At 39.3% G+C, this 12,087-nt stretch carries 9 protein-coding genes; 2 read left to right on the forward strand and 7 right to left on the reverse strand.

Features of this window, described 5'->3' with window-relative positions; translation table 11 throughout:
- The 7 genes from JO178_RS04180 to JO178_RS04210 form a co-directional block, all read right to left on the reverse strand.
- On the reverse strand, positions 1-3,576 hold the full coding sequence (locus tag JO178_RS04180; protein WP_291932093.1) for a choice-of-anchor L domain-containing protein: 3,576 nt from the start codon (positions 3,574-3,576) through the stop codon (positions 1-3).
- Positions 3,577-3,744: 168 nt separating this feature from the next.
- Positions 3,745-6,105 (reverse strand): choice-of-anchor L domain-containing protein, encoded by a 2,361-nt coding sequence (locus tag JO178_RS04185; RefSeq protein ID WP_291932098.1) that lies wholly within the window; start codon positions 6,103-6,105, stop codon positions 3,745-3,747.
- A gap of 244 nt (positions 6,106-6,349) precedes the next feature.
- Positions 6,350-6,907: a DUF1003 domain-containing protein gene (locus JO178_RS04190; protein WP_291932102.1), complete on the reverse strand. Its 558-nt coding sequence runs from the start codon at positions 6,905-6,907 to the stop codon at positions 6,350-6,352.
- Between the two features lie 12 nt (positions 6,908-6,919).
- A complete protein-coding gene (locus tag JO178_RS04195) occupies positions 6,920-7,687 on the reverse strand; it encodes a TIGR02757 family protein (RefSeq protein ID WP_291932152.1) in 768 nt (255 codons plus the stop codon).
- Between the two features lie 10 nt (positions 7,688-7,697).
- Positions 7,698-8,612 carry a ribonuclease Z gene (locus JO178_RS04200; RefSeq protein ID WP_291932105.1) on the reverse strand — a complete coding sequence of 305 codons (915 nt, stop codon included), beginning with the start codon at positions 8,610-8,612 and terminating at the stop codon, positions 7,698-7,700.
- Positions 8,613-8,748: 136 nt separating this feature from the next.
- Entirely contained in the window at positions 8,749-9,330 is a 582-nt protein-coding gene (gene rdgB / locus JO178_RS04205; RefSeq protein WP_291932154.1) for an RdgB/HAM1 family non-canonical purine NTP pyrophosphatase, read from the reverse strand.
- A gap of 37 nt (positions 9,331-9,367) precedes the next feature.
- A complete protein-coding gene (locus JO178_RS04210) occupies positions 9,368-10,198 on the reverse strand; it encodes a type II CAAX endopeptidase family protein (RefSeq protein WP_291932108.1) in 831 nt (276 codons plus the stop codon).
- A 393-nt stretch (positions 10,199-10,591) separates the two neighbouring features.
- Between JO178_RS04210 and JO178_RS04215 the strand changes: the two genes are divergently transcribed.
- Together JO178_RS04215 and JO178_RS04220 are read left to right on the forward strand one after the other, a co-directional pair.
- Positions 10,592-11,443 carry a cell wall anchor protein gene (locus tag JO178_RS04215; protein ID WP_291932111.1) on the forward strand — a complete coding sequence of 284 codons (852 nt, stop codon included), beginning with the start codon at positions 10,592-10,594 and terminating at the stop codon, positions 11,441-11,443.
- Complete coding sequence (locus tag JO178_RS04220; RefSeq protein ID WP_291932141.1) at positions 11,440-11,892, forward strand: T9SS type A sorting domain-containing protein; 453 nt, start codon at positions 11,440-11,442, stop codon at positions 11,890-11,892. Before JO178_RS04215 ends, JO178_RS04220 begins: the two co-directional genes overlap by 4 nt.
- Positions 11,893-12,087 lie beyond the last annotated feature (195 nt).

Here is a 12,087-nt window from a genome sequence, read left to right on the forward strand (position 1 = left end):
CTAATTTCTGTTTTTTAACAGGATCCAGCCTGAACGCTGTTCCAGTTTTTTACTGGCCGGATTATCCCATTGTACCCTGTACCAGTAAGTTCCGGTAGGCAGATTAATCCCCTTTAAAGAACCTCTCCATATGGCATCACTTTTTGTAGCTTTAAACACTTCGGCTCCGTATCGGTCAAAAACAGAAGCTGCAAAATTGTTATATCCGCTGATTCCCGTGAAATCAATGGTATCATTAAAACCATCCATATTCGGAGTGATTGCATTATTGATTATCAGAGTAAAATAATCCAGCGAAGTTCCACACTTTGCTCCTTTTACTCTTACCATCAGATGATAGGTTGTATTGTTTAATGTTCCGTAAAATATATTGGATGGCTGCCATGTTGCTCCTCCGTCGATAGAATATTCCAGAATACCATTTGTAGGGTTACTCGCTGTCAGGGTAAGAACATGATTATCATAGACTACATTGGTAAACTGCGGCAAATCAGGATTGATGAGCTGGGCGGAAAATACTTTAGAACATACTCCGTTGCTTATCGTTACACTATAAGTTCCCGGCTGATTTACCGTTATGGTCTGTGTAGTCGCTCCCGTACTCCATACATAAGTATAATTAGGTCCTGCACCTGCGTCTAGGATTCCGCTGTCCCCGGCGCAAACATATACATCTTTCAGGGTAGATACTATCGCAGGAACCACTTCAATAGTAATTGTAGCCGGAGCTACAGAACTACATCCGTTTCCTCCTAATGCATAGACTGAATAAATGGTAGTCACGGCAGGAGTTACAATCTGGGTACTTCCGTTTCCTGTAAGCCCCACCCAGTTATAAGTAATTCCTCCGGTTGCTGTTAAGGTTACAGATTCTCCGGCACAAATTTTTGTTTTAGAGGCGGCTATTCCTGCAATGGGCGGCCCCACCTGTACGGTAACGGTAGCAGGATTTGCGGAGACACAACCGTTAGCCCCTACTGCATAAACCGTATATACCGTGGTATTGTTTGGAGAAACTACCTGTGTATTTCCATTTCCGGTAAGCCCTACCCAATTGTAGGTAACCCCTCCTGTAGCAGTTAATGTTACAGATTCTCCCACACAAATACGGGGTTGGGAAGAAGTAAGCCCGGCTACAGGTTGTGCTGTATCCTGGGTAACGGTTACAGCGGCGGTATATGTACAGTTTAAATTGCCTGGCTGGGAAGTATTGGTAACAGTCAGTGTATATACTCCACCGGCACTCACTACAGGAGTAAGTGTAGCGGCTCCGGATACTATAGTACCTCCTGTTGTTGTCCAGGTAATTGTAGAGCCCGGAGGTATTACAGAAGCTGAAGCATTCAGGGTAATCTGAGGGTTTGTACAGGTAACAGTTTGCGGAGCTGCTATTGTTAAAGTAGTTTCAGCTGTTCTCAATAACTGCAGGGAAACTACATAGCTACATCCGCCATTGCTTACCAGCACATATATTGTTTGATTTCCCGGTGGCGAATAGGTTGTCGGATTAGCGATAGAGTTAGCATTTGCAGCCAGCGCGTCAGCCTGATTGATGTAGTAGGTAAATGTAACTCCTGTAGTGGTTGTAATCTGAGGCTGAGCATCCGTCAGGTTATAAGATAATCCCGGAGCATAGCATTTATGTAACGTTGCATTTTGTGCCGTAAAAGGTTCTGATACTTCAATAGTAATTGTTGCCGGACTCTGGGCCACACATCCATTAGCACCAACGGCAATCACAGAATAGGTGGTAGTAGCCGTAGGTGATACTGTCTGTGTATTTCCGTTACCGGCAAGGCCTGTCCAGTTATAGGTAGCTCCTCCTGTAGCAGTTAATACAGTCGAATCTCCTTTACATATTTTCAGTTTACTGGCAGTAAGCCCTGTTGCAGGTGGTGCACTATCTCCTGTTACCGTAACACTGGATGTTGACGTACAGGTTACATTTCCGGGTTGATAAGCTTTTGATATGGTTAAAGTATAAGTTCCTGCAGCATTTACAACAGGAGTCAATGTATTGCCTCCCGAAAGAATATTTCCTCCCGTAGTCGTCCAGTTGAATGTAGCTCCCGCAGGATAAACTGAAGTGGAAGCATCCAGTGTGGTCTGTGAATTAGCACACGTCAATACCGCCGGAGGAGCTATCGTTGCTGTCATCTGCGGCGCTTTTACCAGTTGTAATTGAGCTACCTTGGAACAGAAGCCGTTTTTTACCAAAACATATACGGTTTGTCCGCCCGCGCTCTGATATGCAGCAGGATTCGGGATCGTGTTTGCATTTCCGGCATTAGCATCAGCCTGTACAGCATAATAGGCAAATGTAGCTCCGGGAGTTGTACTTATAGCAGTTTGGGCTGACGTTAAATTAAAAGTTGCATTTCCTGCAGCATAACAGGCGGTTAACGTTGCATTCTGTACTGTAGGAGATGTTCCCCCAACAATAGTAACCGTTGCTTCTCCGGGGCATGTATTTCCCTGAATATAAACTTTCACAGAATATACTCCCGGTTGTGTAGCTGTATAATTAACACCTGTTGCACCAGGTATAGCCGTTGTTCCCTGATACCACTGATAGGTAATATTAGGTCCCTGAACAGAGGCTGTTAAAAGCTGTGGTGAATTATCACACATATTGATACTGGCAGGAAGCTGCACTCCTGCAGGATCCAGAATTTTCACCCCGATATCAAATGATCCTGCTTCCAGAAAAACAGCTGAATCAAAATTTTTATCCTGATAGTCGGCCAATACCATTTTAAAATGATAAGTCTGGCCAGGAACAACCGTTGCTTTTGCAGTCAAAGGAATGGTACGTCCGTCAAAGTTTGTTTCAATCTGGGCGGTATTGGTTCCTCCGTAATATGCTTCATTAATAGGGCCGCAATTGGGATAAGCCGGGTGAATATTTTTTACACTTACCGGTCCTGCTCCATTAGGAAGAACAGCAAGATTGGTATAAGTAGGGTCATTTACTTTTTTCAGCAATAAAGCAAAACCATCAGTAATACTACACGGAAAACTCTGCTGATATTCTTTGGATGCAAATAAATATCTGAATGAAATCTCAGTGGAAGATGCTACAAAATCAAATTCTATAGACGTAGCATCAAATAACAAGTTGTTATTAATTCCTAATGCTGTAGCCAGATCAATATCTCCGCCCGAAGACAGGCCATCACTCAGTGTTGCCTGAAAACTATTCCCGGCCTTATTGGCATATCCGGTGGATAATATAATCCCTTTACTGAAAGGAAAATTGGTACTTGCTTTATTAAAATATCCCCAGCTTCGTTCCGGGTTACCTGGGGCTAAATTAGGAGAAACGGTTACATTATTTACAACTGAAGTGGTACAACCGCCTCCGGATATTAAAACATCCTTTACCAATTGTGTGATATTATATCCGGATTCAGGATAACCAGGCGCATTGACGTCTATAAAAGCACCGGCTCTCATAGAAGCAGCACCGGCTCTTCTGGCAACCTCTACCCGTTCTCTTGTTTGAGAAAAGATAAAAGTCCCTATGAAAGTAAAAAATAGCGCAAAAAATAAACTTCCTGTTCTCCTATTTAACATTTTATATTATTTTAAACAAAAATACTATTTTTTTTGATTAAAATTCAGCTTTATATAATTTACATTATTACTAACGCAAATTTATTTATCGTAGGATATCAACTTTATTTATTCAAAAAAAATAAAAAAAGACTGACAATATAGTCAGTCTTTCGATGATCGTTCAAATCACTCTGTATTTTTCAGTAATATCCAGCCGGTCTTTACGGTAAGCTGTTTGCTTGCAGGATCTTCGTAGGTTACCTGATACCAGTAAGTAGCTGTAGGAAGTCGTTTACCCTGGAAAAAACCGTCCCAGTAGGGTCTTATTTTTTCAGCCCTGAATACCTCTCTTCCATAGCGGTCAAAAACAAGTCCGCTAAAGTCCTTATAGCTGCTGACCCCTCTAAAGTCAATAATATCATTGATATGATCGCCATTAGGAGTAATTACATTTTTCATTACAAATGTAAAGTATTCCAGAAAACCTTCACAGCTCGTATACTTCACTTTCACCCGAATAGAGATTACTTTATTTTTAGGTACATTTCCGAATATATTTGAAGACTGCCACGTAACTCCATTATCTATTGAGTATTCCAGAATACCGTTACTTGGGTTACTTGCAGTTAGAATCAAAGTGCCGTTTTCATTAAAATCAACTTTGGTAATTTCTGGAATTACAGCACGGATCACTTGTGTTTTAAAGGTTTTTGAACACACTCCGTTACTGATGGTCACTGTATATTCTCCTGGGGTATCAACAGTGATAGTCTGGGTCTTTTCTCCTGTACTCCACTCGTAGGTATACCCGGGTCCTGAACCGGCATCCAGAAGCAGTTGATCTCCAATACAAATATGCCCTCCTTTTAATACAGAAACAATGGCAGGAACTACTTCAACCGTAATACGGGCAGGCTGTAACGACTTGCATCCCTGCGCACCGATTGCATACACCGTGTAAGTTGTGGTTTGGGTTGGACTCACCGTTCTTACTCCCCCTGTATTTGAAGTATCACTCCACTGGTAGGTAACCCCTCCTGAAGCAGTCAGAACAAGAGATTCTCCGGAACAGATTTTTAATCTCGGTGCTGTAAGCTGCGCTACAGGAGTATCTTCTTTTCTCAGGGTTAAGGTAGCTATCCTGCTGCAAAACGCTCCGTTGGAAACATTTACATACAGAATCTGTCCATCCGTTCCGTTATAAGCTGTCAGGTTCGTAATATTATTGTTATTCTGAGCCTGTGCATCTGCCTGGGTCGTATAAAAACGAAATACAGCCCCCTGCGTAGTACTGATTAAAGGTTTTGCATCTTCCAGATTAAAAGTACTAAGAGCAGGTGTAGAACAGAGTTTCAGCTCTGCATCATGAACCGTAGGGCTTGTTCCGCCAATAACGGTTATGGTTGCTTCCCCAGGACAGTTATTACCAGGAACAGAAACTTTCACCTGATAAACTCCGGGAGAAGTTGCCAGGTAACTTCCTGATGTTGCACCGCTGATAGCCGTACCATCCTTATACCACTGATACGTCATTCCCGGAATAGCCGCAACCTGAGCAACCAAAGTCTGAGGTGTATTATCACACATTTTTAATTCATTGGGCAAAGTAGCGCCGCTTCCGTCAACAATTTTAATACCGATGTCAAAAGAACCTCCTTCTATAAATACGGCAGAATCATAACTATGATCTCTGTAATCGGACAAAACCATTTTAAAATGATAGGCAACCCCAGGGGTAACATCCGCCACTGCAGTTAAAGGAACTGTTCTTCCATCGTAATTTGTTACAATATTGGGTGAAGAATTATATCCTGCAAAATACTGTTCATTGATAGCTGCACATCCTCCAAAACCTGAAATAAGAGGATGAATATTGGTCATAGCAACAGGTCCTGCATTATTCGGCAGAATAGCTACATTCACATACGGACCTCCTGCAGCAGGTTTGATCAATAAAGCAAATGCGTCCGAATACTGGCACGGATAAAACCCTGAATATTCTTCAGAAGCAAAAATGTAATTAAATTTCACCTGACTGGAATTAGGTACAAAATCAAATTCCAGCATAACATTATCGTTATAATGATCATTAGGATTGGAATTGGGAACCGCTGCCAACAGATCCGGATCATCTACTCCGGCTCCGGGTATACTATAACTTGCGCTGGATGCCACATTTCCGGCTTCTCTTGCGCGGCCTGTCGTTAAAACAATACCATCCTTGAAAGGAAAATTAGTCGTTCCTCTGTGAAAATACCCCCAAAAGCGATCGGTACTCGCAGCCGGCTGATCCGGTGTTATCGTTACATTCGTTACATTAGGTGTAGAACAGGTAGAGCCTCCGTTGATCAGAATTTCTTTTACGAGCTGATCCGGTGTGTAGCCCGAGGGTGCGTACCCCGCTGCATTTACATCTATAAATGCTCCGGCTCTCTTATTCACAGCAGACACCACGTTTTTAGGAGGTTTTCTTTGTGAGAATAAAGTAGTTGAAACCAGCAGCATTCCTAAGAGAAAGAGATAGTTTTTTAATCTATAACACAACATTTTTATTTTTTATTTAGCCAAATGTAATAAAAATATCTCTATCAGATTAACACTCACCATCAAATATCGGCGTAAAAATAAATAATTCAACAACAAATACACCTTATCATTAAACTATTCACAAAACAACAACATCCGGTATTCATTCACGGAAATATCAATAAAAAAGACAGGCTAACTTACGTTAACCTGTCTTTATATTTAATGATTGACCCACAGATTCTTTTAAAATATTCTGTGATACTTATTCATCGTTTTTTTTCAGCTGATCAATTTCATTTTGCAGCTGGGTAATAATATCTTTCAATGCTTTTATCTCATTTTTATTAGAGCTTACATTGCTTTTCAATATCGCATTTTTCGCTCTTTCATTATGATGTTCATCTTCTTCATCTTCATTAATTTCTTCGATATCTTCCTGGATATCTTCAATATCTTCATTAATTTCCTCTATGTCTTCACTGATTTCTTCGATATCCTCGCTTATTTCTTCGATATCTTCCTGGATATCCTCAATATCTTCACTGATCTCTTCAATATCTTCCTGAATATCTTCAATTTTCTCGTGGCTTTTATTGACGGACATCTGGATAAATATGGCCAGATAAATCGCTTCCAGAGAAAGTACCGTAGTAAGAATAAGAAGCATTTTATCAAATTCTACCAGATTTACCATAGGAAGCAGAAATGAAGTAAGAAAAAGCAAAGTATGCACAATCAGAGAAGGGATAGACCCTATCCATGAAGTAATGCCGTCTGCTATTTTCTCAAGAACCTCAGCTTTTTCATTGTATTTTTTCATCCTTTTATATTTTTACAAAAGTTCTTTTGTTACTCCTAGTCCAAACAATGCAAAATCATATTTTGCCGGGTCGTTTTCATCAAACCGCCTGATAGCAATATCCAGCTCTTCCACTGTTTTCCAGTCATTCTGAGTTCTCGAAATAAGCCCCAGTTTTCTTGAGATATTTCCGGTATGCACATCCAGAGGGATAGATAAATTTTTCTGATCAATATTTTCCCAGATTCCAAAATCTACCCCATGCTTATCTTTACGCACCATCCATCTTAAAAACATGATAATCCTTTTTGCCGATGAGTTTTTACCGGGCGAGCTGATATGCTTGTGGCTTCGGTGTTTTTCTGTTTCCAGGAAACTGCTTCTGAATCTTTCTATCGCGTGCAGAAAATTGGTTTCCGGTTCTTTTACTTCAAACAGAGCTTCCAGGCTCTTATTTTCACTATAAATTCTGTGAAACTGTCTGATAAAGTAGGCAAAATCCTGCCCGTTAAAAGTCCTGTGAATACTTTTATCCTGAATATTTTCCAGCTCCTTTTCCGAATAATTCATGACAAAATCATAAGGAGAATTCCCCATAATATCCAGCATTTTCTCTGCCGATTTAATAATTGATTTTCTGTTTCCCCAGGAAATTGTTGCTGCTAAAAAGCCTGCAACCTCAATATCCTGCTGTAAAGAAAAACGATGCGGAATCTGAATCGGATCATTTTCAATAAAATCAGGACTATTATACCGGTCCGCTTTTTCGTCCAGAAAACTCTTTAATTCTTCAAACTTCAACATATTCATCCTAAATTTTTACGCTTTCCAGTGCTTTCGGTAAAAAGGTGTTAGGAAATACGTTTCTTGCTTCATCTGTAAATACCGTTAAATCTCCGTACCTGTTAGAAAAATGCCCCAGTATCAATTTTCCTACCTGGGCTTTCTGAGCAATAGTTGCCGCTTCCAAAGCGGTAGAATGCCCTGTATAATCTGCCATTTCTTTAAGATCATGCAGGAATGTAGACTCGTGATATAACACCGTCACATTTTTAATAATCGGAATTACATTTTCCAGATAACGGGTATCACTACAAAACGCATATGATACGGCAGGTGCAGGCTCAAGAGTCAGCACTTCATTTTTAAGTACATAGCCATCGCTTAAGACGAAATCTTTTCCTGCTTTAATATGATGATAATCACAGGTTTCGATTTCGGGATATTTAGCGATCTCCTTCATATTGAGATGTCGGTCTTTGGGTTTTTCTTTAAATAGATAACCATTGCAATAAATTCTGTGATCTAATGGGATTGTATATACCTCTATTCTGTTATCCTCATAGATTTTTTCTGAATAATCTTTATCCAGTTCATGATATATCACCTCAAACCCACGATGAGTTTCTGTAATCTGAAAAATCGTTTCCAGCATTTTTTTAATTCCCTTCGGACCGTATACATGGAGCGGGTTATCTCTTCCCAAAAGACGGAAAGAGGCGATAAGCCCCGGAAGTCCGAAACAATGATCACCATGAAGGTGGGAAATAAAAATATGGTTGATTTTTGAAAATCTTGCTTTTGCTTTTCTGAGCTGTACCTGTGTTCCTTCACCGCAATCAATCAGAAAGAGCCTTTCTTCCATATCCAGCAGCTGGGCGGTAGGTGAAGTATTAATAGTCGGTATCGCTGAATTAAAGCCTAATATCGTTAAATAAGTACTCAAATCAATAATTTATTATAACAAATGTACAACAGAAAATCTAAAACGTAAATTTTAGCATTAAATTTCAACAGGAAAAACAGGGTTCAGTTGTTTTCCTTATATAAACAACCCCTCTCAAGGAGGGGAATTGATGTATTTAGTCTGTCACTTTTAAAAAATCCATAAACAGATCCAGGGCCTGTCTGCGGTGACTGATTTTATTTTTATCCTTCGGAGCCATTTCTGCAAAGGTTTTCTCATATCCTTCCGGAACAAAAATAGGATCATATCCGAATCCCTGAAAGCCTTTATTCTCTGCCAGTAAATTTCCGTATACTCTTCCTTCAAAATATTGGGCTCCGTTTTCATCATAATAACATAAAACGGTTACAAAATAAGCCTTTCTGTTTTCTACTCCGGTCATTTCTTCAAGCACTTTTTCAATATTTTTAGCAAAGTCATGATCTCCGGCATAACGGGCAGAAAAAATACCGGGTCTTCCGTCTAAAGATTCTACTACCAGACCGCTGTCATCTCCCAGACTTGGAATTCCGGTTTTTTCAAAGCAGTATTTTGCTTTGATTAACGCGTTGGCATGAAAAGAATCTCCGTCCTCTACGATTTCTTCGTGAATATGATAATCCGTAAGACTTTTCACGATACAGTCGTTTCCTAAAATCTGTTGGATTTCTTCTTTTTTATGTTCGTTATGTGTTGCTACCAATAATTCCATATCTATATTCATTTTCCAATTTTACTTTTTCATTTACAGATTCTTATATTTCAGCATAATGCACTTTATACTTTTTCATAAAAAGATAATAAAATAATGAAAAAAGTACAATTCCTACGGCCAGTATCAGCCATTCTGAAACATGTAAAACTTTTGCAAAACTTTCTTCTTTACCATAAATCACCAATAATGAAAGGGTAAGATTATTAAACCCATGCAGCAACATAGGCATCAGTAAAGATTTCGTCTTATAATACACCAGTCCCAGTACGCATCCCAGCATTACTGCACTGATGAACTGCCACGGGTTTCCGTGAACCACACCGAAAATGACGGAAGCATACAGGATTGCTTTCCATGGCTCAACTCCCTTATTCATCAGCCCTTTCTGAATAATTCCCCTGAATATAATTTCTTCAAAAACCGGGGCAAGAACGGCAGTCATGATCACCATTACCACCGGATCATCTGTCAGCTGATTCATTAATTGGGTAAAGTATTCATAGAAACTCCCGAAAAAAGAGCCGGTTGTCGGGATTAAAGAAGTCACAAATTCTGAAATAAACATCATTCCCGCCATCATAGGAAAAATCAGAAGGTAGGTATAAAAGTTGACTGAAGATAAATTAAAACTCAGCTTTTTTTTAGTGGTGGGTCTTACTATAAAGAAATCAAAAAAGGCAATAGCTGTAAGGAATCCAACAGAATTCGCCAGCATTAAAAACCAGTCTTTCAGTTCTATATTTTCCCTGAAAACAACCTTCCAAAAAGTACTCAGTAAAGAAACAGCCATTGTTCCTACAAACAGTCCAATCACCAAAGTAAGGCCGCCAAGCCATGTGAACGTAAACTTTGGGTATTTGCTATTTTCCATTCTTTCTCTGTAAAAGTTTAAAAAACAAAGATAATTTTTTTAAGGGCTGCAGGCAACTAAAAAAGGAAATACTTCTTTTCTCTTTTACAGAGGCTCAGCCACTAAAAATCGGCTCCCGTAACCTTGAAAATATTAAAAAAATAAGAAAAAAACTACCCGAATCAAAATCTCACCTTACAACTTGTTTTATTTTTTTCACATTACGCATTTTATAAAAAAACATCATTTTTCATCATCCGACTTATTTTTCATCAAAATATATTTTGCTGATTCTATCCGTATTTATGCCAACCTATAAATCACACAAATAAGATAAAAACAATCACAAAACACTGATTTTGTTTTAATTACAACGGATGTTAGTTTTGCAGACACATAAAAAGTAATACAAAAATGAAATCAAATTTATTATTCATTCTTACCTTTTCAGCATCCGGTCTTTTTGCCCAAAGCTGGAATATCAACGGAAACTCCGGGACCAATCCTTCTACCAACTTTATCGGAACCAGTGATGATAAGGAACTTATATTTAAATCCAACAACTCTGAAAGAATGAGGCTTTTTTCGGGACCCTATGTCAACGGTATTATTGTGGGAGACGTTACCAAGAACGGAACAAATAATGGCGGCAGGCTGGAAATTGGTGGTGTAAACTGTAATGGCTGTCAGTCCCCATGGTCTGTAGCATCAGACGTTGTTATACGGAACAGAGGCGGAAAAAATTTAGAATTCCATATGGCTAATGACAATGCTACGGACCCTAATACAGACACAAGTACTCCCAATTCACCGTTTATTACCAGAATAAAATTTACTGACGGAGCTCATAAAAGCAACCTTATTATTTTCAATACCGGAAAAGTAACGGTAGGAACAGATCAGTATGATAATGATCCTAATTTTATTTTCTACGTCAAAAAAGGAATTAAAGCAGAACTGGTAAAAGTAGAAAACCCTTCTAATAATGGCTGGGCAGACTATGTATTCAAAAAAGAGTATAAGCTCCGCAGTCTGGAAGAAGTAGAGAAACATATTGAAGAAAAGGGCCATCTTCCCAATATTCCCTCTGCCGGAGAAGTAGAAAAAGAGGGGATCAATCTGGGGGAAATGGATGCTAAACTGCTTGAAAAAATAGAAGAGCTAACGCTCTACTCTATCGAACAGAATAAACAGTTAAAATCTCAGTCTCAAAAGATTGAAAAGCTGGAGCAGGAGCTTCTGACAATCAAAAAAGATCACAGATGAAAAAAAAGTTATTCTCGGCATGTTCCCTTATGATAGGATTTCTTGGGTTTTCCCAGACCGAAGTCTATTTTAAATACGATGAAGCCGGAAATCAGAAATACAGAGGAACCAATCTATCAGCCAAAAGAGCCGAAACAAATGCCTTACGTGAAGAGCCCAAAACAACATCACTTATGGACGAAAAAGAGTTCTGGAAGCAGGTCAGGGTATATCCGGTCCCTGTGAATGATATTCTCACTATTGACTGGACAGAAGAGACAGACAAACTGATAGAATCGGTTTCATTGTATCAGCATAGTACTACACACTGGAAATTCCAGCAGCAAAATCTTCCCCAGCTCAACCGTCAGCTGAAAATCGATATGAGTGGCTATGAATGGGGCGTTTATATCCTTCGATTCACCCTGAAAGACGGAAGAACCTTCAGTAAAAATATTACCAAAAGATAGCATAGCTAGGGATATAAACAATTTTATTTAAAAACACTGTAAATCAGAATTTTATTTAGAAACAAAAACACAAATCATGAAAATTTTCTATATATTATCGCTCTGGTCGGTATCGGTCTTTTCACAGACGATACTGTATCAGCCGGAGACCTCCTCGCGGACGGTGCAGGATCCGCAGGCTATTATTCTCGCCCC

It is taken from the genome of Chryseobacterium sp. (genome assembly GCF_019236175.1).
Taxonomy (GTDB): domain Bacteria; phylum Bacteroidota; class Bacteroidia; order Flavobacteriales; family Weeksellaceae; genus Chryseobacterium.

Bases quoted from the DNA above. Each gene is read 5' to 3' on its own strand.
- JO178_RS04210 (WP_291932108.1), bottom strand. From the start codon at position 10,198: ATGGAAAATAGCAAATACCCAAAGTTTACGTTCACATGGCTTGGCGGC.
- JO178_RS04215 (WP_291932111.1), top strand. From the start codon at position 10,592: ATGAAATCAAATTTATTATTCATTCTTACCTTTTCAGCATCCGGTCTT.
- JO178_RS04190 (WP_291932102.1), bottom strand. From the start codon at position 6,907: ATGAAAAAATACAATGAAAAAGCTGAGGTTCTTGAGAAAATAGCAGAC.
- JO178_RS04185 (WP_291932098.1), bottom strand. From the start codon at position 6,105: ATGTTGTGTTATAGATTAAAAAACTATCTCTTTCTCTTAGGAATGCTG.
- JO178_RS04180 (WP_291932093.1), bottom strand. From the start codon at position 3,576: ATGTTAAATAGGAGAACAGGAAGTTTATTTTTTGCGCTATTTTTTACT.
- JO178_RS04220 (WP_291932141.1), top strand. From the start codon at position 11,440: ATGAAAAAAAAGTTATTCTCGGCATGTTCCCTTATGATAGGATTTCTT.